Source organism: Campylobacter taeniopygiae (genome assembly GCF_005406225.1).
Lineage (GTDB): Bacteria > Campylobacterota > Campylobacteria > Campylobacterales > Campylobacteraceae > Campylobacter_D > Campylobacter_D taeniopygiae.
Window position 1 is genome coordinate 1 of the sequence record NZ_NXLY01000017.1, and the last position, 22,609, is coordinate 22,609.

Sequence of the window (22,609 nt, forward strand, 5' to 3'; positions counted from 1 at the left end):
GGGGGAAAGTAGCTCATTGCGGACTTGTTAATTATTCTACTTCTTATTTTAATCTTCTTAGAGTATTTAATCTTTTAAATATAAAATAGTTTAGTTAATCTTTATTGTTAGTTTGGTTGTTTATATAGGTTGATTTGTTTTTCTATATAGGGTTTTTATATTTACTTGTGTGTGGGGGGGGGTTTAATTGGTTTTTAGGTTGTTAAGCTAGATTGTATAAAATTACTTATTTTTAAAGTAGCGTATAATGGTTTATTTTTTAATAGTTAAGAAATAATATTTATTTATAAAAGATAAATGAGTGTCTAAAAACTTAACAAACCTCTAAACCTTAATATTCACACTTCTATGTTTAGTTTTAGCTTTAGAACTTAATTTACTAAGATGATTAGTGTTAGAGTTGGAATTGTTATCATTAGAATTAGAATTATCATTGCTATTAGAATTGTTATTTGTATTGTCATTATCTATTTTTATATTAAAAAGAATTTCTAATTCTTTTGCTAAATCAAATTTGTTTTCAAGAAGTTTTTTTATGAGTTCATTTCTTATATTATCATCTTTATAGGTTTCTTTGTTTTTACTTTCTGCTTGGATGGGTTTGAAAGGTTTTTGAGTATTGTCATCTTGTGTTTTTTTATTTTTATTATTTGAAATGCTTTGTCCGTTAGGGAAAGTATGATAGATAATTCCTTTAGCTTTTTCTTCTGCTTCTAAATTTTCTATAAAGTCATTGTATCTTTCTTTAAAATCTAAATATTTAGTTTTAAACTCATTTAAACTTATATTAGAATTGATTAATTCATTGTATTCTTTAGCAAAATCTTTAGCTTGTTGTGCTAATTCGCTATTGCCTATGTTTTGACTTCTTTTGATATTTATTTGTATAGAGAATCGCTCGCTAATAAAATCCCAGCGATCATCTCCTGCTTCAGTATTTTCCAATGCAGAATTTCTAAAATGATTAGCATTCATAAAATTTTGAAAATCTTTTAATTCTGCTTCACTCATACCTCCATCAATATTCATTAATTTTCCAAGTAGGTTAGTTTCACCTCTTAAAAACGCTGCTCCAAAAGAAGTGGCTATATTAGTATTATTTAAAAAAGCCATTAAAACTCCACCTTTATCCACACTTCCATCAGAGTGTTTGTATACACTTTTATCGATATATGTGTTATAATCACTATTAAAAATACTATCAGCATTAATAGGCATTAATTTTACCCCATAACCAAAACCAAGATTTTTCATTGTATTAAATGTTAAATATCCTTCTTGCTTTACTGTCTTAAAAACTTCATTATATTCTTCAAAAGTGTAAATTTTAGTAACATTTAAATTTTTATCGACGCTAAAAGCATAAGGCATATTTGCTAATTCTTCTTCACTAAGACTTGAATTTGAGGTTTGAGGCATAAGTTGTGAAAGAACTTTGTAAGCATTTCCTATGGCTTTAGCTATGTCTATTTTATGATACATAGATAAAAAATTATCATTTTCTTGAAAATTCACAAAACTTTCCATATCTTTAGCATAAATCTTATAATCTTTAGGTATTCCTGCAGCTTCATTGAAATCACTGGTAAAAAAACCATCTTCATCTACACCATAGCCTAGTATTTTATTAACAGCCTTAGATTTATCATTTACTAAATTTGAATTTATTTGTTTTAATGAGGTATTGTTTGAAATATTATTGTTATTATTTAAATTTGTGTTATTGTTTATTTCTTTATTATTATCTACTGAATCATTTGTTTTAGAGTTCTTTTTAGAATTTAAAGTATTTGTATAGTAATTATAATTTGAATAAGAATTTATACTGTTTATCATTTTACTGCCTTTTTGGTTATAGTGGTAGATAATATTTTTATCATTTCTACCTTGTATATCGGTAGAAATGATGAGAAGTTTATGTTATAGGTTAATGCAAACTACTTACAATTTTAAAATATACTTAAAATAAATATATTTATAAATTATTTAATATATTTTATTGATTTAGATTAATATTTTATAAAAATATTCTCTATAAAATGATGTAAAAATATTTTTTATTATAAAAATATTAAATTTATTAAATATTAAACTTAATTAAGATAAATTTAATACAAACAAATTTAACAAAATATAAATAATAAATTTTATTATATAAAAAATTTATTATTTATATAAATAAACAATTTCACAAGGTGTAAATTATGAAAAAAAATATTTTTAAAAATAGTTTTTTGTGTTTATTGCTTGGAGTTGGATTTTGTTTAAGTGCAAGTAGTGCAGAAAACCCTAATGTTTTAATACAGGGGCAAGCAGCACAAGATGGCAATACAAAACCAAGAACTCTTGAGGGTTATGTACATCAGGAGGATTCTTTTTTTAAGTATTTAAAAGAAAATCACCCAATGTTTAAATACGAAAAAGAAGGACGCATAATTGGTAAATATGCTATTAGTGATAGAGAGGAAGAATATGTAGAATTTTCCAATGGTCCAACATTTGCCGAGCAAAATAATTTAGCTCATGCTTCAGTTACTTATCGCTTAGGAATGGAATCATTTTTAGATTTTCCAAATAAATTTGTAGGACCTAAAAAGTGTGGAGAGTGTCATCCAGCTCAATATAAAGCTTGGGAAAGATCTCGTCATGCTAAAGTTGTCCGTTTTCCTGATGAATTTGAAGAGGTTGGAAATGATTTAAAAAAACCTATGTATAATTCAAAATCTACAATTTTGCCTGAAGGAATTTATCCTGATGACGTATATGTGATCATTGGAACTCCTAGAACAAAATATGGTTTTATAGATAAGTGGCTTGTGCGTGGAACTTATCATGTAGAAGATGGAAATCTTAGCAATATGACTGGAAAAATTGTTGCGGGTGGAAATCAATTTTCAAGGCTTTGGAGTGAATTTTTAACTCCTGAAATGGCTAAAAAAATTGCAGAATTTTCTCCAGGTTTTCCAACCACTTTGGAACAATTTGGTGGTGATGGTTCACAAGTTTGGGGAACAAATTCTTATGCGGCTCAATATCGTAAAAATATGCTCTTTCAACCGGCAAGTTCTTATTGCGAAACTTGTCACAGTTTTAAATTTGACTTTAAAAGCAAAGAAGAATTTTATAAAGCTTTAGGAAATGCAAAAGAACTTAGAAAACATACTATTTCTAAGGGTATATCTTGTGAAGAATGTCATGGAGCTGGAGCTCATCTTTATGGTGCTAGAGGTGCTGGTATGCCTTCAAATTGTGAAAGATGCCATCAAAGATTTTCTTACAATGAAGAAGATGCAAAGAAAAATCCTAGAAAGCCTTTTAATGTGTTTTTCAAATCAAGTTGCCCAGCTTGTGGAACTGAAGGTTCGCAAATGTATAGTTCAGCGCATTATGATAAAGGAATGAGATGTGCCACTTGTCATGATCCGCATGAAGTAACTTATAATGATTGGAAAGATGGATATACAAAAGTAGGATTGAAAAAATCCTGCACAGATTGTCATGATACTCAAGCAAGTTTCTTTAAACAAGGTGGAGTACATTCTAAAGATAATTGTACAGCTTGCCATATGCCAAATATGATGAGTTGTGAAAATTTTGGAGCTATTCAAAATCCAGATAAAGGAGGATTTGATAATGTTAGAGCTTCTCATATTTGGAAAATTAAAGTAGATAAAAATGCAAAAACTCTTAATCCGCCTGCAGGTAAAGAAAGGTCTCCAAAAACTCCAGGTTGGACTGTAGCTAGAGATGATGATGGAAGATTCTTCCTCGATCTTATGTGGGCTTGCGGACGTACAAGTTTTAGTGATCCAAATCTTATGGGGCCAGGTGCTAGTGGATGCCATAGTGCAGTTCAGTCTAATTTGCCAAAAAAACTTCATTTTAGTGATCAAGAAACAATTTATAATGTAGTTGTTGGTTGGCAAAAACCTGTAAAAGATGGATATGAAAATATTCTTAAAGGTATAAAAGAAATCGATAGAGCTATGGCTGAAAATCCTAAGCTATCTGTAGAGAAAAAATCTCGTGTAATTACCTTGGCAAATCAAGCAAGAGCTATTGCAGATAAAATACAAAAAGATGGATCTTGGGGTGTTCATGGACCAGTTTATTCTAAGAAGATCGTTGATGAAGCTTTAGTTTATATACAAGAAGCCAAGAATATTTTAAAATAAAATTTTTCGCCTATTTTTTAGGCGAAAATCGAAGGAGAAAGGCTTGAAACGAAATTTTATCAAAATCATATTTCTTTTTTTATGTTTTTGTGGCAGTTTGTATGCAGATGGGAAAATAAAAATTGGTATTTTAGATGGCGTAACTCCTATTAGCATGAGTGATGCTGAAAAATTTTTATATCAAAAAAATGTATATTTTATTGATATAAATTCTAAAGAAGAAAGAGAGATGGCAGGGATTATCCCTAATGCTATTTTAGTTGATAGCCAAAATTGGCAAAATTTACTTCCAAGTGATTTTAATACTACTTTAATATTTTATGGATCTAATCGTTTTACTTATAATGCCTCAAATCTTGCAAATCTAAGTCAAAAGTTAGGTTATACTCATGTTTATGTTATGCTTGATGGTATAGAATCTTGGGTGTTATCTGGTAGAAAAGTTCAAAAAGAGCAAGTAGAAAGATGGGAAAATGCTAAGAATTTGGCCGATTTTAAAGATAGTATTCACTCAAAAATGTATTTTGGAGATATTCCAAGCTGTAGAGATTGTCATGGAAAAGGTGAAGATAAAAAAATCATTCGCTATAGTAATGCTACAAATTTAGAACTTATCAATCGAAATTGTGCAAGTTGTCATAAAAATGTAGATCAAGAGTTTAAACATAGTATTCATCAAAATTTTAGTCAAATAACACTTGACGAAAATGGAAAAAAGAAAAAAACTCCAACTTGTACCACTTGTCATGATATCCATAGCAATAATGCATTGTTTAGCACTATGACTTTAAAACAAAGAAGTGATTTTAAATGCGGAGAATGCCACAAGGATAAACAAGATCGATATCATGATACTTTTCACGGAAAAGCTATGGTGTTGAATAATCCAGGTGATGCGCCTAAAATCGCTGCTTGTTATGATTGTCATGGTAAGCATAATATTTTAAAAGTTAATGATTTAAATTCAACCTTATCTTCTTTAAATCGTGTTCAAACTTGTGCTCAATGTCATCCAAATTCTAATGAAAATTTTTCAAACTTTATTGCACATGCAGATCATACAGACGGAAAGAATTTTCCATTGCTTCATGGAGCTTATGTTTTTATGACAGCTTTGGTGATTGGAGTTTTTGTATTTTTTGGATTGCATACTTTTCTTTGGAGTATTAGGCTTATTTTGGCAAGAATTTTTAATCCAATTCAATGGAAAAAAGCAAAAGAAGAGGCACATAGTGATAAAATTTTAATTAAACGTTTTTCAACTTTTCACAAAATTCAGCATTTTTTTATGGCTGCTAGTTTTCTTGGTTTAGCTTTTTCAGGATTGCCACAAAAATTTTATACAGCTCCATGGGCTCAAACCATGGTTAATGTTATGGGTGGACCAATTGGTGCAACAATTGTACATCATATAAGTGCTATTGTTATGTTTGCTGTATTTTTCTCTCACATAGGAGAAATTATTGTGGTAAATTGGAAAAGAAGGGATTTAGTGCGTGATCCTAAAACTGGAAAACTTGATAAAATGAAAATTTTAAGAGCACTTTTTGGCCCTGACTCTTTAATGCCGAATTATCAAGATTTTAAAGATATAAAAGCGCATTTTAAATGGTTTTTTGGTATGGGAGAAAGACCACAATTTGATCGTTGGACCTATTGGGAAAAATTCGATTATTTGGCTGTATTTTGGGGTATGTTTGTAATAGGATTTTCAGGATTAGTTTTATGGTTCCCGACTTTCTTTAGTTTGTTTTTACCAGGATGGATGATCAATCTTTGTTCTTTGGTGCATTCTGACGAAGCTCTACTTGCAACAGGGTTTATTTTTGCAATCCATTTTTTCAATACTCACTTTAGAGCAGATCGTTTTCCTATGGATATGGTTATTTTTTCTGGAACTCAAAGCGAGAGTGAAGTTAAAAATGAAAGAAATGTTTATTATAAACGATTGCAAGAAAGCGGAAAGCTCGAGAGTTTGTATGAGAAAAAATCTAGATTTGATTCTTATAAAGGTATAGCTAAATTAGCCGGTTATCTCATGCTTATTACAGGCATGGTGTTTTTATTCTTGATGATCTATGCTTTTATATTTGATTTATTAAAATAATTGCCTATTTTTTAGGCAATTATTTGATTGTGAAAGGAAGGAATGCTAAAAAAGATTATTTTAATTATAAATTTATTTGTATTATTTGCTTGTAGCGGTGATGATAAAATAGATAAAAATATTATTTCTAACGGAACTCAATCTTCTCAAGAAAATATAGAAATTTCAAACAATCTTGATATTAATTCTTATAAGGAAATCTCAAGTTTTTTTAAAAATAATCAAGAAATTATTTTTTCTAAAAAACCGACTTTGATTATATTTAGTGCTAACAACTGTATTTACTGTGAAAGATTAAAAAAAGAAATAAAAAATAATGAAGAAATTCAAAAAATGCTTAGTAGTGACTATAATTCTTACTATATTAATATAAGTTATCAAAAAATTCATGATTATCAAGGCGAAAAAATAAGCACTATGGAGCTTTCTCAAAAACTGGGTATTGACTCAACTCCAACTATAGTTTTTTTTAATTCTGATGGAAAAATTTTATTTATCTATCCAGGTTTTATCAGTGCCAAACGTTTTATTTTAACCATGGATCTTTTAAAAAATAAACAAAATCAAGAATTAGATGAAAATGAACTTTTGAAAAAAATATTTTTAAGTTATAGGGAGAAAAATGTTTAGAAAAATCTTTTTTTCTTTTTGGATGAGTCTTGTTTTACTGTCTATTTATGCAATTTCTTGTGCGATTGCTACTTTTATTGAAAACGATTTTGGGACAAATGCTGCTAAAGCGATGGTTTATAATGCTTTTTGGTTTGACTTGTTACATCTTTTGCTTTTGATTAATCTTGTAGGTATTATTTTTATACATAAACTTTTTCAGAGAAAAAAATATGCCGCTTTATTATTGCATTGTGCTTTTATAGTTATTTTATTGGGTGCTGGAATCACGAGATATTTTGGGATAGAAGGCGGTATGCATATTAGAGAAGGACAAAGTTCAAATATCGTTGTTACTAGGGATGAATTTATAACTTTATTGCTTTACAATGATAATGGAAAAGTTAGAGAATATCAGTCTTTTGGAGTTGATTTTAATCCTTTGTTAAAAAATAGTTTTCAAAAAGAAATTCTAATTGAAAATAAAAAAGTAGATCTCAAATTACTTGATTATGAAAAAGCTTCTGATGCGATGAGTAGTCCTGTTATAAAGATGAAAATTTCTTTTAATGGAGACTCTAAGGAAATTTTACTCGTGCCAAATTATAATAATGAAAATGTATTGCCTTTTAGATTAGGAGGAGAAATTTTTGCACTCAATTGGGGTCCTGAAGAGATCACGCTTCCTTTTTCGATTGATTTGAAAGATTTTATTTTAGAACGTTATGCAGGTTCAATGAGTCCTTCATCTTACGCTTCGGATATTGAAGTGATTGATAAAGATAAAAGTTTTGAATATAAAATTTTTATGAATAATGTTTTAGATTATGGTGGATATAGATTTTTTCAAAGCTCTTATGATGAGGATGAAAAAGGAACTATTTTTTCAGTCAATAAAGATCCTGGAAAAATTCCAACTTATATAGGTTATGCTTTATTGATATGTGGTTTTGTTTGGATTTTATTTGATAAAAGATCGAGATTTGCTAAACTTTCAAATTATCTTAAAAATCAAAAAAATCTTATTTTGGTGATTTTTTGTCTTTTTATTGCACATACTAAGGTTTTTGCCGAATGGGATAGCTTAAAACTTGTGCAAAGCATCAAGGATAATTCTTCGCAGCATTCTTTGCTTTTTGGTAGTTTATTGGTTCAAGATTTTGATGGAAGAATTAAACCTATGGATTCTGTAGCAATGAATTATATCCATAAGATTATTAAGAAAAATAATTTTTTAGGATTAAATTATAATCAGATTTTTTTAGGCATGACTATGTATCCACAAAATTTTCAACATATAAAAATGATTAGCGTAAAAACTCCGCAGATTAAAGAGATTTTAGGGGTGGATAAAAATGAAAAATATATAGCTTATAATGATGTATTTGATAAAGAATTTTACAAGCTTACAAATTATGTTGAAGAGGCGAATCGTAAAAAGCCTGTTTTAAGAAATCAATTTGATAAAGATATTTTATCCTTAGATGAAAAAATCAATATAGCTCATTATATTTATAGTGGAAAAATTTTTAGAATTTTTCCAGATCCAAGTCAAAAAACATATACTTGGTATTCTCCAGCTACTTCTATGCCTTTTGAGTCAAAAGATATAGAGAATATACAAAATTTACTTTTAAGGTATTTTTTTGATTTTGATCAAGCTTTAACAAATAAGGACTTTTCAAAAGCCGATGAAGATATAAAGAAAATTAAGGATTTTCAAAAATATTATGCTCAAAATCTTATTCCATCCAAAACAAAAATTAATTTAGAGATATTTTTAAATCACTATAATATTTTTAATAATCTTGTTTTTGTTTATATTTGCTTGGGCGGTATGTTTTTTATTCTTCTTTTTTATGAAATTTTAAGTTTAAAAAAGACATCAAAATGGTTTAAAAGAGTGTTATTTTTGCTAATTTCCTTTAGTGTAATTATTCACGCTCTTGCTTTGATCATTCGTTGGTATATTGGTGATCACGCACCTTGGAGTAATGCTTATGAAAGTATGGTTTATATCGCTTTTGCTTGTGCTTTTTCTGGTGTGATTTTTTATAAAAAATCTCCTTTAGCATTTTGCACAGCAAGCATTATGGCAGGAATTTCTTTATTTGTTGCTCATCTTGGTTTTATGGATCCTCAAATTACAAATTTAGTGCCTGTATTGAAGTCCTATTGGTTAAATATCCATGTTTCTATTATCACTGCAAGTTATGGTTTTTTAGGTCTTTGTTTTTTACTTGGAATTTTTACTCTGCTTTTATTTATGTTAAGAAATAAAAAAAGAAAACAAGTTGATCAAAGTATTTTAAATTTGCATTGCATTAATGAAATGGCGATGATATTGGGTCTTGCTTTATTGACTATCGGTAATTTTTTGGGTGGAGTTTGGGCTAATGAAAGCTGGGGAAGGTATTGGGGCTGGGATTCTAAAGAAACGTGGGCTTTAATTTCTATCGTTGTTTATACTATCATTTTACATCTTAGATTTATTTCTGTATTTAACAATCCTTATGTTTTTGCAACGGCAAGTGTGTTGGGATTTTATTCTATATTGATGACTTATTTTGGAGTGAATTTTTATCTTTCTGGACTTCATTCTTATGCAGCTGGAGATCCTATGCCTATTCCAATTTTTTTATATTTCTTTGTGTTTTTTACTTTATTTTTTATTGTAGGAGCTTTTTTCAAAAACAAATTAAAAAGCCCTATTTAAGATGAAAAAATGAGGTGTTTAAAAACACTTCATTTTAGTAGTCTAAATTTTTATGTAAAATTGTGCCATTAAAATCGATATAAATTTTTATCCCATTACTGAGTTTTATTTTATAGTAATTAATCTTTCTTTCAATTTCTCTAGCCTTAACGTTTGGAAATTTATTTTTTATAATATCAATGATATTAGGTGGGAGAAAATTAAAATCAAAAGGATCTAATTTGCTTTCTATTTCTTTCCAAGTTCCATCGGATTCAAACTCAAGTTCTAAGCCATTGCTAAGATAAACTTCATAGGAGTTTCTATCTCTTTGAACTATACCTATAGGAACATTAAAATTTTTTTTAAGAAAAGTCTTAATATTATCAGGTAGATTATCAGGGGATATGATAATATCAGCATTTAAGTGTGTAAAAAAAATACAAATAAAGATTAAAAAAAATATTTTCAAGTTAATTTCCTAAAATATAATTTTATTATTTTAATTAATTTTATGTGAATTTTATGTGAATTTAAAGAAAATATTACAATTTTTTCAATAAAGGTTTTAAATTTGATCACTTTATTTTTAATTTTTTTAAATATTATAGTATATTTTACTGTGCCTTATAGCAATTATAGCCTATTTGGACTCAATGTTTTATTTTTTAAAGGCGATTATTGGCAAATTTTAAGTTCTATGTTTTTACATGGTGGATTAACGCATCTTATACTTAATATGATAGTGCTTTTTCAATTTGGCAGTGTATTGGAAAAATATTTAGGAAAGATATATTTTTTACTGGTTTATTTTATCGGTGGTATGTTTTGTTCGCTTTTGAGTGTTGCATATATTTATTTTTTTGATTCTAATGTTAATCTTATAGGTGCTAGTGGAGCAATTTGTGTTTTGATGGGTTATTTTGCTTTTTTAGATAGAAAAAGCACTTTGGGGATTATTATTGCCATCTTGCTTATGAGTTTTGCCCCTTTGATTATGGGGATTAATATAGCTTGGTATGGACATATATTTGGTTTTATTTGTGGCTTTGCTTTGGCAAAAATAATAAGCATTAAAAAAAGATACTCTTAAATTGGAAGTAAAGCTTAAAACTTTTACTTCCAACCTTCTATATAATTTTTTAATTTTCTACCTACTTTAGGGTGTTTTAATTTTTTTATAGCCGAACTTTCTATTTGACGCACTCTTTCTCGTGTAACATTGAGTTCTTTTCCTATTTCTTCTAAGGTTCTATCACTTTCATCATCCATTAAACCAAAACGCATTCTAATAACGGTTTTTTCTCTTTCATTAAGCTGATCTAAAACCTCATCTATTTGTTCTTTTAAATCATCTTTGAGTATATGATCTATAGGAGAAAGGGAATTTCTATCTTCTACAAAGTCTCCAAATTTGCCATCATCATCACTGCCAATCGGTGCTTCTAAGGAAATAGGTTCTTTGGTGATTTTTATAACTTGTTTTATCTTATCTACGCTTAAACCAACTTCTTTAGCTATAACATTTACATCAGGCTCTTTGCCGTCTTTTTGTAAATGTTCTCGTATGATTTTATTGATTTGATTAATGGTTTCTATCATATGAATAGGAATTCTTATTGTTCTTGCTTGATCGGCGATCGCTCTTGAGATGGCTTGACGTATCCACCAAGTCGCATAGGTTGAAAATTTATATCCTCGTTTATATTCAAACTTATCAACAGCTTTCATAAGACCTATATTGCCTTCTTGGATAAGATCTAAAAATGGCAACCCGCGATTAGTATAACGTTTTGCTATGCTGACAACTAAACGTAAATTTGATTTAGCCATTCTAGTTTTTGCTTCATCTGATATTTTTTTACCTCGTTTGATTTGCTCTAAAATTTCTTTAAGGCGTTCTTTTTCTAGATCAAAGCTTTTTTTACTCGCTTCTTTTGTTTGAAAAAGCTTTTTAATTTCCATGTAAGTGCTTACCATAGTCGCTTCAAGTGCTCTTTCTGTGATCTCTTCTTTGCTAAGTTTTGTGATATCTTTGAGTATATCGGCATGACGATTTTTTAATTCTTCTGAAAACATAGGCAAGCGATATTCAAGGCGTTTGAGTTCTTTATCAAATTCTTCATCACTTTTGAGTGCCGTTTCTATTGACTTGACTATTTCACTGATTAATTTAGAAGTTGGCCCTAGATCCATTAATTTTTCTTTTAAGATATTTTTCTTAAACGCAATACCTAATTTATCTAAAAGTTCATCTCCACTTTCTTTATCTTTGGAAACTTTCAGCCAATCTTTTTTGGCTTTTTCTAATGCTTTGAATTTTTCTATAACCTTTAAGGTTCTTTCATCCTCTTTTTTATTTGTTTTTTTAGGAGTATCTTCTTCGTTTTCTAATTCTTCTTCGTTTTCTAATTCTTCTTCATCAATATCATCAAGTTTGTCTCCATTTTTTTCCTCATCGTCAAAACTTTTAAAGAGTTCTTTTACTCTTCTTTCTCTATTGATTAAAGGTTCGCGATAATCTAAAATAAAATCTATAAGATAAGGAACAGAGCAAAAAGCGTCGATAATGATATCTTCACCAAGTTCAATTTTTTTTGAAATTTCAACTTCTTCATCTTTACTTAAAAGTGCAATTTGACCCATTTCTCTTAAATACATACGTACAGGAGAATCAGATCTACTCCATTCAAGTAAATCATTTTCATTAGCTAAGTCAAATTCATTTTCAAGGCTAATATCTTGAAGTTTTTGTTTTTCTTCTTGTAGTCTTTTCGCGTCTTCAATATTCTTCATTTGTGCAATCTCTGCAGCTGAAAATAATTGCACTTTATGTTTTTTCATTAGAGCGGTTATTTTTTTAACGGTGGCACTATTAGGTTGCTTGTCTAGATATTTGACTAGTTTTTCATAGGTGATGTAGTCTTCTTCGTTTTCTTTAAATAATTCTTCAAGCTCTAAATTTTGAGTTTTAGCATTCATCTGAATTTTTCCTTAAAACTTTGTAATTATAACCTTTGATTTTATCATAAAAATGCTTAACTTTTTTATAATTTTTTTATTTGATTTTATAATTTTTGAGAAAAAATTCAAATTTTTCTAAGGCTCGATTGAAGTTATAATTTTTTCTTTTTAAGGTATAAAATTTACGTTCAAAATTGATATTTTTGATTTTTACTTCATATAAAATTTTATTTTCCAATTCTCTTTCTATGCTTTTTTTTGAAAAAACAGAAATTGCTTTTTTTTGTAAAACAATTTCTTTAATAGCAGTCATTCTATCAATCTCTAAAAATATTTTTAATTTTTTAGCAGTGGAACCAATTTCATTTAAAAATTTATCCCTAAGTCCAGATCCCATTTCTCTTAGAATCCATTTTTCATCTAATAACTCATCAATAAAAAATTCTTTTTTACTGAGTGTTTTATCGCTACTTGCAACAATGAGTTCATCCTTTTTCCAAAGTTGCATATCCAAATCTTCATATTCTAATAAAGTTGGGTTTAATTCTGTTTCAATTAAGGCAAATTCTATATGGCCATTTTTTAACAAATTAAGACATTCTTTCGAATTTTCTGTTTGAAAATGAATTTTAATTTGTGGATAATTTGACTTAAATTCAAACAAAATAGGACCAAGAAAATGCTCAACAATACTTTGAGTAGCTGCAATTTTTATATCTCCTAAAAGTATATTTTCATCGTGCAAATCTTTTAAACTTCTATGATATTCTTGCACTAATTTCATCCAAATTTTTCCCAAAAATAAAGCTTTAGGAGTAGGCAATAACTTTTTGCCCAATCTTTCAAATAAAACCCCTCCTAGACTATATTCAATATTTTTTATTATAATTGAAATACTCGATTGCGTTACACCAAAGTTGTTGGCTGTATAGGTAGGACTTTTTGTATTTAAAAGATCTAAAAAAATTTCCATATCTTTAATTTTCATAGTCATTAATTTAACCTTGCCTTAGTTTTCATTAAAATATTTTATCATAAAAATTAAAATAATATATTTTTATTATATTACAAAAATAATTATAATTTCAATAAAAATATTAAAAAATAATATTTTATAATTTTTTAGAAAGGAAATATAATGAATACAAAACATATTAAAAATATAATCAAATCTAATACTAAGGGCTTGATTTTTACTGCATGTATTGTAGTTTGCTCTATGTATCTTTCAAATATCCAAAGTATCAAAGATGCGACGCATCTTGCAGCTACGGCATTTGCTATTATTATTGGAGTTTTACTTTCTCCATGGTTTTTTAAATATCAACACACTTTTCAAGCTGGAGTTCATTTTAGTGCTAAAAAGCTTTTAAGACTAGGTATAGTTTTATATGGTTTTAATATCACATTAACCGAACTTTTAAGCGTGGGTTTTAATGGATTTATTCTTTCTGCTATTGTTGTGTCTTCTATTTTTATTACTTCTGTAATTGTTGGAACAAAAATATTCAGACTCGATAAAGAAACCTCTATGCTTGTAGGTGCTGGTAGCGCTATTTGTGGTGCAGCGGCTGTATTGGCTTTAGAATCAAGTTTAAAAAGTGATCCTTTTAAAGGAATTTTGGCAGTAGGAACAGTGGTTATTTTTGGACTTATTTTCATGTTTTTATGTCCATTTGGCTTTGCTTTCGATCTTATTCCTGGCTTTGATCAAAATGCTATGGGGGTTTATATGGGAGCAATTTTGCATGAGGTAGCTAATGTCGCTGGAGCTGCAGACATGGCAAAGGATATGGCAAATTTTGATCAAAAAGCTGCAAATATTGCAATTATTATTAAAATGATGAGAGTTATTTTACTTGTGCCATTTTTGCTTATAGTAACTTATTTTGTTGCTAAAAATCAGCATTCAAGCCATGGAAAGACTGCTAAAACCCTTACTATACCTTATTTTGCTTTTGCTTTTTTAGGAATGATAGTCTTTAATACCTTTTTAGCAAGTAGAGAAACTTTTTTAGGTATTGATACTAACACTATAGTGAGTATTGGAAGAAATCTTTGTACTATTTGTATTGTATTTGCTATGGCGGCTTTGGGCTTACAAATAGATTTTAAAAAGTTTTTAAAAAGTGGCGCAAGAGTTTTTGGATTGGCTTTATTTTTAGGAATAACGTTATTAATAGGAGGGTATTTTTTAACTCTATTATTTAAAGGAATTCTTTGGTAGTGAAATATTTTTAAAAGAAAATATTTTTCATTTAAAAATATGTATTATAATTTAAAGTCATTTTAAAAAATTCATTAAAAAGGAAACAAAATGAAAAAGATTTTGATCAGTGCAGCGGTTTCTTTATTGCTTGCTTCAAATTTGAGCGCATTCTCTTTTAAGCAAGATAGTTTAAAAGTTGATTTTGAAGGTTATAAAACTAAAGATATGATCGGAGTAAGCGGAGAATTTAAAGATGTAAAATATAAATTCTCTAAAAAAGCTAAAGATTTAGTAGGCTATTTAAAAGGTGCAAAAGCTGTTATTAAACCAAGTAGTGCTTTTATGGGTGAAGGAAATGATGTGATCACTCACAATATCACTAAGGTATTTTTCCCAAAATTCTTAAATAAATCCGATATTAAAGTTATGTTTCAAGATGTGATCGCAGGAGATAACAAAGGTCTTATTTCTGCAAAAATTACTATGAATAAAAAAAGTATAATAGTTCCTCTAAGTTATACTATAGACAATGATAAATTTGTTGCCAAAGGACAACTTGATTTACACGCATTTAAAAACAGTTCAGAAGCTTTAAAAGCTTTAAGTGATGCGGCTCCTGGTCACGGAGGAATTTCTTGGCCTTTAGTTGATCTTACTTTTAGTGCAGATATAGTAAAATAATTTTTAAGTAGCTTTTTAGCTACTTAAAATGCAGTATTTTCTAAATCCGCTTTCAAAAATTTGATAATTTTTATTTTCTAAACCCTCTAATTCCTTATAAATTTCACTACCTTTCCATAAAATAAATGTCGTTTTTTCAGAGCTTAAATCTTTACAAATTTGAATTAAAGGTTTTACATCCATTAAAGCTCTAGAAGTAATAACATCGGCTTTAATATTATTTTTATTTTCCTGTGCTTTTTCTTTGTAAATATTTAGATTAGATAATTCACATTCTATTTTTATTGTTCTTAAAAAAGCGGCTTTTTTAGGATTTGGTTCAAAAAGATAGAAATTGCTTTCAAGTAAAAAGGCTAAAAAAATAGCAGGAAATCCCGCCCCGCTACCTATATCAGCTATATTTTTCACTTTAGAAAAATCAAAAAAACTAAGAATTTTTATGCTGTCTATAATATTTTCTTCGATATTTTTAATTTGAGTGAGATTGTGAATTTTATTAAATTTGATCAAATTTTCTTGATAAATTTTTACCTTTTCCTCAAAATCTTTTTGATTGAAATTTTCTAAAATAGAGTATAAAAAATCCAAATTCAAAGCAAATGTCCCATTTGTGATTGCTTAATATCTAAATAATTTTTATTAAAGCGGTTTGGATTGATAAGCACGGGTACTCGTACTAAAATTTTATCTTTTAAGCTTTCTAATTTTTCTGGATTATTTGTAAGTAAATTGATCTTAGAAATTTTATAGTGTTTGAGTATAAAATCTACTATTTCATAAGTTCTTTCATCGGCTTTAAAGCCAAGTTGATGATTAGCCTCTATAGTATTTAAGCCTTTATCTTGGAGGGCATAAGCATTGACTTTATTGAAAAGCCCTATACCTCTGCCTTCTTGTCTAAGATATATAATCATACCTCCATTTTGCTCAATGTATTTTAAAGAGAATTCTAATTGCTCCCCACAATCACATTTTAAGCTTCCTAAAGCATCTCCTGTTAAACATTCTGAATGAATTCTAAGATTTAATATATCTTTTGGTTTGTCTTTAAAAATACATAGATGCTCTTTATCGTTTTCTTTAAAGCTTTGTATTTTAAAATTTCCCCATTTGCTAGGCAAATTTGCTATTTCTGAAATTTTTATAGTCATTGGTCACTTTCATGAATAAATTTATGTTAAAATTTTATAACAATTCTAACATAAAAAGGACAAAAAATGTTTAAACGCTTTAGAAGACTTAGAATGAATGAAAATTTAAGATCAATGGTAAGAGAAAATTCTTTAAATATCAATGATTTGATTTATCCTCTTTTTGTTGTTAATGGCGAGGGTATAAAAAAAGAAATTTCATCTATGCCAGATGTTTTTCAAATGAGTTTGGATGAAATTTTAAAAGAATGCAAAATCATTGTTGATCTTGGTATAAAAGCGATTATACTTTTTGGAGTTCTTGAAAATGATAAGAAAGATAGTTGTGGAAGTGATGCACTTGATGATGAGGGGCTTATTGCGCGAAGTATAAGAGAAATTAAAAAAGAATTTCCCAATCTTTTTGTTATCAGCGATCTTTGTTTTTGTGAATATACAGATCACGGGCATTGCGGTATTATCAACGCAAAAACCAAAAGCGTGGATAATGACGCAACTTTAAAAATTTCAGCTAAACAAGCCTTAGTTCATGCTAGAGCAGGGGTTGATATGATAGCACCAAGTGGAATGATGGATGGTATTATCGAAACCTTGCGTCAAGCACTCGATCAAGGAGGCTTTGAAAATTTACCTATAATGGCGTATTCTACTAAATTTGCTTCAAGCTATTATGGACCATTTCGCGATGTAGCAGAATCAGCTCCTAGTTATGGCGATAGAAAAAGTTACCAAATGGATTTTGCTAATGCTAAAGAAGCTTTGGAGGAAAGTTTAGAAGATGAAAAACAAGGAGCTGATATTTTAATGGTTAAACCAGCTCTTGCTTATCTTGATGTGGTAAAAGAAATCTCACTTCATTCAAATTTGCCTTTATGTGTTTATAATGTTAGCGGTGAGTATGCCATGTTAAAGGCCGCGGAAAAAGCAGGCGTGATTGATTATGAAAAACTATTATACGAGACAATGATAGCGTTTAAAAGAGCAGGTGCAAAACTCATTATTACTTATCATGCTAAAGAATTGGCTATAATGTTAAAAAATGAGGTAAAATTATAATTTAATAAAAGATATGATTTTTTATTAAATTAGTAAAATAAAAAACACTTAATTATATTTTTTAAGTAAGAATGATTTTTATTGCAATTGATTTACCTTAAAGGGAGATAGAATTTATGGATTTATCATTGTTGTTTAATATTATGATGTATATATTGCTTGCTTACTTATATTGGACTTTATATAAGGTAGTAAGAATTTTTGATTTTGCTAAGAGATTTGAAAATGCTTTTAAGAAGAATAAGCAGTATATTTATATTGAAAATCCTTTATTTAAAAGTAATAATTATTCGCAACGATTTATACTTTGTTATATTGTGATTATAATTTGTTTAATAGTTTTATTTTTTATACTTAAAAAATTAGGTTGGTTGTCTATAATTTCATCTAGAGATTTGTTTGATTTTTTCTCTACAGCATATATTTTATTTTTTTTATGGGCAATACTTTCATGTATTTTTTTACCGATTTTAATTTGTGTATTTGGCGATAGTATTGTGCAAAATGAAGATGGTTTTTTGGTTAGGGCTTTTGGCGAAGAATATTTTTTTGAAAATAAGAAGTTTACTCTTTATATAGATAAAGCTCTTATGAATTTTCGACGCGGACCAATATTTCCACATCAAATGATATATCTTCAAAAAACAAATGGAGATAAAAACGATATAATACTTTGTCTTTTGCCAAATACTGCTAAAAATAAAAAATTTATAGAAGAAAAATTGATTTTACAAGTTAAAGAAGAAAAATAAAAGGAGTTTTTTGATGAAAGAGCTTGAAAAATACAGCACTTGTTTAAAACGTATCGATGAATTTAGTCAAAATTTGGGTATGAAGAAAGAAGATAGAGCTATTTTTGAAATGAGACAGTCAAGCAAAGAAAATGAAGCTTGTTTGGTGCTTAAAAATGGTAATTTTGATTCTCCTGAGCCTTGGTTTATAGTGGATGAAAATGATGAAATCCATACCATGATTTCTTTGAGTAGTTTGAAAAATATTTTAGAAAGTTTAAAGCAAACTCAAAAGGAAAATTTTGAATTAAAATTAGAAAAGGCAATTTATCAGCAAATTCCTATAGATTTTAATGATGCGTGGGTGGTTGCTATGGATGAAATTAAAAAGCGTGTTAAAGAAGGCTTGATGGAATTTAATATAGATTTAGAAAAGCTTATTGTGGATATTAAAAAAGAGCATCCTAATTTATTTATGGATATGGAAGCTATGGTTGAAAGGGTAAAAAATAATGAGAAATTATAAAGCTTTTATAAAATATTCCAAAGCAGGGCCTCGTTACACATCTTATCCTACGGCTGTGGAATTTAATACCGATTTTAAATATGAAGAGTATTTAGAAATTTTAAAACAACAAAATAGATCTTTATCGCTTTATTTTCATTTGCCTTTTTGCAGAAGTGCTTGTTATTTTTGTGGATGCAATGTGATTTATACTGCAAAAGAGGAAAGTAAAGAAAGATATTTAAATTATATCCTTAAAGAGCTTGATATTTTAAGCTCTATAATCAATACAAAAAAAGAAGTAGTGCAAATGCATTTTGGCGGAGGAACTCCTACTTTTTTTAGTGCTAAACAACTTGAAAAACTTATTTTAAAAATTAAAACTGTGTTTGAAAATTTTGCTTTAGATGCTGAAATTAGCTGCGAGATTGATCCTCGTTTTTTAAATGAAGAACAAGCTGATATTTTAACTAAATATGGTTTTAACCGTATTAGTTTTGGAGTACAAGATTTTGACGAGAGGGTGCAAAAAGAAATTCATAGAATTCAACCCTTTGATTTGACTAAAAATGCTTTAAAATTAGTAAGAGATAGAGGCATAAAATCTGTTAATATGGATTTAATTTATGGCTTACCTTATCAAACTTTAGAAAGTTTTACTCAAACTTTAGAAAAAATCTTGATTTTAAATCCAGATCGTTTGGCAATTTTTAATTATGCCCATGTGCCTTGGCTTAAGAAAAATATGAGAAAATTTGATGAAAACACTTTGCCAAGTCCAGATATAAAACTTCAAATTTTAGAATTTTGTGAAAAATTTTTAAGTCAAAATGGCTATAAAATGATAGGAATGGATCATTTTGCTAAAGAAAATGACGAGCTTTTTAAAGCTTTAGAAAATGGCACTTTGCATAGAAATTTTCAAGGCTATACTACCAAAGGTGGTGCGGATTTGATCGGTATAGGGCTTACTAGTATCGGTGAGGGAAAAAAGCATTATGCGCAAAATTTTAAAGATATGCTAAGCTATGAAAGGGCTATTGATGAAGGAAGATTGCCTTTTGAAAGAGGTGTGAAATTGAATTTTGACGATGAGCTTAGAAAATATGTGATTATGAATTTAATGGCTAATTTTAAGCTTGATATTAAAAAAGCCGAAGAAGAATTTAAGATAAATTTTAAAGAGTATTTTAAAGAAGATTTGAAAGCTTTAAAAGAATATGAAGATTTTTTAAATATAAGCGAAAACGATATTAAAGTTAATGAAACGGGTGTTTTATTGATACGCAATATCGCTATGTGTTTTGATGCTTATATGAAAAATATCAGTGAAGAAAAGAAAGTTTTTTCTAAAACAGTATGAATTATGTTTCAGATCTTTGCGTAAAATGTGGTAAATGCATACCTAATTGTACTATTTATGATATCAATCATGATGAGGTTACAAGCCCTAGAGGTTTTTTAGATCTCATAGCAATGTATAAGGAAGGAAAATTACAGCCTAATAAAGAACTTGAAAGTGTTTTTGAGTCTTGTTTTTTATGCAATTATTGCGTGGAGATTTGTCCTAGTAAATTAAGCGTGGATAATGCTATAGAAAAAATGCGTTTTGAACTAGTAAAAGAACTCGGTATGCCTTGGTATAAAAAAATCATACTTTCATGCTTGAAAAATCGAAAATGGCTTGATATATTGGCAAAATTAGGCTATATATTTCAAAGCTGTGCCTTTCATATTCAAAATAAAGATTTTGAAAAAAATTTAGGTATGAGGGCTAAATTTTCAATGCCTTTTGTGAAAAAAGGTCGATTTTTATCAAGTTTTAATAAAAAAAGTTTTTTAAATTCAAATCCTGATTTTATAGACAATGGTGGAAGTAAAACCATAGGTTTGTATGTGGGTTGTTTGACGAATTATTGTTACACACAAACAGGTTTTTCTACATTAAAAATTTTAAAAGAATTAAAAATCAATGTTGATTTGATGAAAAAACAAGCTTGTTGTGGGGTGGCGCATTTTTTTTCCGGAGATTTTAAAAGTGTTGAAATTTTAGCTAAAAAAAATATAGAATATTTTGAGGAAAAATTGCAAAAACTTGATGCGATAATTATCCCTGAAGCTACTTGTTCTGCTATGCTAAAAATTGATTATGAACGTTTTTTTATGATGCAAAATGAACAAGAATGGGCAAATCGTGCTAAAAAAATTTCTTCTAAAATTTATATAGCAAGTCAATATCTATATCAATTTACCTCTTTAAAAGAACTCTTAAAGAATAAAAAGCAAAAAAAATACAGCATTACTTATCACGATCCTTGTCATGCAAGAAGAGTGCAAGGAGTTTTTAAAGAGCCAAGGGAATTATTAAAAGCTAATTATGCTTATATAGAAATGCAAGATTCTAATACTTGTTGTGGCTTTGGTGGAATAAGTATGCAAACAAAGCATTATGATAAAACTTTAAGCGTGGGTGAAAAAAAAGTAGAAATGATCAATCAAACCATGGCACATTTTATAAGTGCTGAATGTTCAGCTTGTAGGATGCAGATTTCTAATAATTTGGAGCAAAAATCAAGTAAAGTGGTTTTTGCACATCCATTAGAACTTATTGCTGAGGTTTTATAATGAAAATTGTTTTTACGGGAAAAAGTAATGAATATGAGATTGAAAAATCCGGCTTTTGCAATGAAGCATTTGTGATTAAGGATAAAATTCCTAATAGGGATGGGGTAGATTTTATTACTAAAAATATCAGCGTTTTGGAATTTAGTGATGAAAGCTTTTCTTTTGATGAGATTATAAAACATTTAGAAGTGAATGTCGGCGAAGATATTATTATCGTGGAGAATTTTTTCGAAAAAGAAGAAAGCAAAGATGAAATTAAAATTGAGCCTAAAGAAAATGTAATTGAAAAATCAAGTCAAAAATTTCAAATTATAAAATCATTTTCTAGAATTTTTGAGAATGCTAATTTTATTATTAAAAGTGAAGATGATATTCAAAGTGATATTATAGAGATTTCCAAAGAAGATAAGCTTGAAATTTTTAAAAATATAGAATTTGAAGAAATGGAAGTTAGTTTTGTTAAGCTTGAGATTATGGATTATGATAGCTCTTATGATAGTTTAAATTTTGATCTTGAAGCTTTTCCAAGCGGTGCAAGCTACAAATATGGGATTTCTCTAAACACTATGTATGTGATTTTGCAAGGAAAAATGTCAAGCGTTTCTTTATTTCGTTTTTTAAAGAGTTTTGTTTATAAAAATAAAAACGAAAAAAGTAGCCACAAAACTTTTTCCTTGACATTTAATCGTAGTGTAATTTATAAGCTAAGTGTTTCTTTTGTTTAATTATTAGTGATATTTTCTATATTTGAGCGATTTTTTTCAATTAAAGTTCTATTTTTCTTTGCAATTTCCTTGAGTTCTGCAATATCTTCTTTTGCATTTTGAATATTTTGATTTAAGAGTTTGATTTTTCTTTCATAACGCATAATAATAATAAAAATTGCAAATAAAAATACAATAATTAAAAATACAAATAATAAATGCTGCATCTTTACTCCTTTTCTTGTGTGTAATACTATAACATTTTTCTTAAAAAAAAATGATTTTTTGTAAAAAATAAATAATTTTATTTAAAATTAAGAATTGACTATTATATAATTATTTTAATCAAAGATTAAGGGTTTTTGATGAATTTTCTTTTTGAAAATATATTTTTACT

Annotated in this window: 20 protein-coding genes; 13 read left to right on the forward strand and 7 right to left on the reverse strand. The window is 28.1% G+C overall.

Going from position 1 to position 22,609, the window contains the following annotated elements:
• Positions 1-324: 324 nt before the first annotated feature.
• Complete coding sequence (locus tag CQA75_RS09350; protein ID WP_212741799.1) at positions 325-1,836, reverse strand: Cj0814 family flagellar-dependent secreted protein; 1,512 nt, start codon at positions 1,834-1,836, stop codon at positions 325-327.
• Positions 1,837-2,204: 368 nt separating this feature from the next.
• On the opposite strand from CQA75_RS09350, the gene CQA75_RS07695 reads away from it, so the two are divergent.
• From CQA75_RS07695 to ccsA, 4 genes are read left to right on the forward strand one after another with little or no spacing between them, the layout of a single operon-like run.
• The gene (locus tag CQA75_RS07695; RefSeq protein WP_137624408.1) at positions 2,205-4,175 is read left to right on the forward strand and encodes a cytochrome c3 family protein; all 1,971 of its coding nucleotides are present in this window, start codon (positions 2,205-2,207) and stop codon (positions 4,173-4,175) included.
• Positions 4,176-4,218: 43 nt separating this feature from the next.
• A complete protein-coding gene (locus CQA75_RS07700) occupies positions 4,219-6,282 on the forward strand; it encodes a rhodanese-like domain-containing protein (RefSeq protein ID WP_137624409.1) in 2,064 nt (687 codons plus the stop codon).
• 42 nt (positions 6,283-6,324) lie between these two features.
• On the forward strand, positions 6,325-6,912 hold the full coding sequence (locus tag CQA75_RS07705; RefSeq protein WP_137624410.1) for a SoxW family protein: 588 nt from the start codon (positions 6,325-6,327) through the stop codon (positions 6,910-6,912).
• Positions 6,905-9,607 carry a cytochrome c biogenesis protein gene (gene ccsA / locus CQA75_RS07710; RefSeq protein ID WP_137624411.1) on the forward strand — a complete coding sequence of 901 codons (2,703 nt, stop codon included), beginning with the start codon at positions 6,905-6,907 and terminating at the stop codon, positions 9,605-9,607. Before CQA75_RS07705 ends, ccsA begins: the two co-directional genes overlap by 8 nt.
• Before the next feature lie 34 nt (positions 9,608-9,641).
• On the opposite strand, the gene CQA75_RS07715 is transcribed toward ccsA, so the two are convergent.
• Positions 9,642-10,058: a PepSY-like domain-containing protein gene (locus CQA75_RS07715; protein WP_137624412.1), complete on the reverse strand. Its 417-nt coding sequence runs from the start codon at positions 10,056-10,058 to the stop codon at positions 9,642-9,644.
• 102 nt (positions 10,059-10,160) lie between these two features.
• On the opposite strand from CQA75_RS07715, the gene CQA75_RS07720 reads away from it, so the two are divergent.
• Positions 10,161-10,679, forward strand: a complete 519-nt coding sequence (locus CQA75_RS07720; protein WP_137624413.1) for a rhomboid family intramembrane serine protease — start codon at positions 10,161-10,163, stop codon at positions 10,677-10,679.
• A gap of 23 nt (positions 10,680-10,702) precedes the next feature.
• Here the strand turns inward: CQA75_RS07720 and rpoD are convergent, their stop codons facing one another.
• Positions 10,703-12,568 (reverse strand): RNA polymerase sigma factor RpoD, encoded by a 1,866-nt coding sequence (gene rpoD, locus CQA75_RS07725; RefSeq protein ID WP_137624414.1) that lies wholly within the window; start codon positions 12,566-12,568, stop codon positions 10,703-10,705.
• A gap of 76 nt (positions 12,569-12,644) precedes the next feature.
• On the reverse strand, positions 12,645-13,538 hold the full coding sequence (locus CQA75_RS07730; protein WP_137624438.1) for a LysR substrate-binding domain-containing protein: 894 nt from the start codon (positions 13,536-13,538) through the stop codon (positions 12,645-12,647).
• A 150-nt stretch (positions 13,539-13,688) separates the two neighbouring features.
• Between CQA75_RS07730 and CQA75_RS07735 the strand changes: the two genes are divergently transcribed.
• Both CQA75_RS07735 and CQA75_RS07740 read left to right on the forward strand, forming a co-directional pair.
• Positions 13,689-14,777: a YeiH family protein gene (locus CQA75_RS07735; protein WP_137624415.1), complete on the forward strand. Its 1,089-nt coding sequence runs from the start codon at positions 13,689-13,691 to the stop codon at positions 14,775-14,777.
• Between the two features lie 90 nt (positions 14,778-14,867).
• Entirely contained in the window at positions 14,868-15,440 is a 573-nt protein-coding gene (locus CQA75_RS07740; protein WP_137624416.1) for a hypothetical protein, read from the forward strand.
• Positions 15,441-15,455: 15 nt separating this feature from the next.
• On the opposite strand, the gene rsmG is transcribed toward CQA75_RS07740, so the two are convergent.
• Positions 15,456-16,028: a 16S rRNA (guanine(527)-N(7))-methyltransferase RsmG gene (gene rsmG, locus CQA75_RS07745; protein WP_407920028.1), complete on the reverse strand. Its 573-nt coding sequence runs from the start codon at positions 16,026-16,028 to the stop codon at positions 15,456-15,458.
• Between the two features lie 2 nt (positions 16,029-16,030).
• Positions 16,031-16,591: a GTP cyclohydrolase II gene (gene ribA, locus CQA75_RS07750; protein WP_137624418.1), complete on the reverse strand. Its 561-nt coding sequence runs from the start codon at positions 16,589-16,591 to the stop codon at positions 16,031-16,033.
• 66 nt (positions 16,592-16,657) lie between these two features.
• Between ribA and hemB the strand changes: the two genes are divergently transcribed.
• From hemB to CQA75_RS07780, 6 genes are all read left to right on the forward strand, one after another.
• Entirely contained in the window at positions 16,658-17,647 is a 990-nt protein-coding gene (gene hemB / locus CQA75_RS07755; RefSeq protein WP_137624419.1) for a porphobilinogen synthase, read from the forward strand.
• Positions 17,648-17,763: 116 nt separating this feature from the next.
• The gene (locus tag CQA75_RS07760; RefSeq protein ID WP_137624420.1) at positions 17,764-18,399 is read left to right on the forward strand and encodes a hypothetical protein; all 636 of its coding nucleotides are present in this window, start codon (positions 17,764-17,766) and stop codon (positions 18,397-18,399) included.
• A 13-nt stretch (positions 18,400-18,412) separates the two neighbouring features.
• The gene (locus CQA75_RS07765) at positions 18,413-18,904 is read left to right on the forward strand and encodes a DUF2603 domain-containing protein (RefSeq protein WP_137624421.1); all 492 of its coding nucleotides are present in this window, start codon (positions 18,413-18,415) and stop codon (positions 18,902-18,904) included.
• On the forward strand, positions 18,891-20,246 hold the full coding sequence (gene hemN / locus CQA75_RS07770) for an oxygen-independent coproporphyrinogen III oxidase (RefSeq protein ID WP_137624422.1): 1,356 nt from the start codon (positions 18,891-18,893) through the stop codon (positions 20,244-20,246). The genes CQA75_RS07765 and hemN overlap by 14 nt, the downstream gene beginning before the upstream one ends.
• Positions 20,243-21,508 (forward strand): (Fe-S)-binding protein, encoded by a 1,266-nt coding sequence (locus CQA75_RS07775; protein WP_137624423.1) that lies wholly within the window; start codon positions 20,243-20,245, stop codon positions 21,506-21,508. Before hemN ends, CQA75_RS07775 begins: the two co-directional genes overlap by 4 nt.
• A complete protein-coding gene (locus CQA75_RS07780; protein WP_246023796.1) occupies positions 21,505-22,233 on the forward strand; it encodes a DUF5416 domain-containing protein in 729 nt (242 codons plus the stop codon). The genes CQA75_RS07775 and CQA75_RS07780 overlap by 4 nt, the downstream gene beginning before the upstream one ends.
• Here the strand turns inward: CQA75_RS07780 and CQA75_RS07785 are convergent.
• Positions 22,230-22,439: a hypothetical protein gene (locus tag CQA75_RS07785; RefSeq protein WP_137624425.1), complete on the reverse strand. Its 210-nt coding sequence runs from the start codon at positions 22,437-22,439 to the stop codon at positions 22,230-22,232. The two genes, CQA75_RS07780 and CQA75_RS07785, sit on opposite strands and share 4 nt — an antisense overlap.
• Positions 22,440-22,609: the final 170 nt, after the last annotated feature.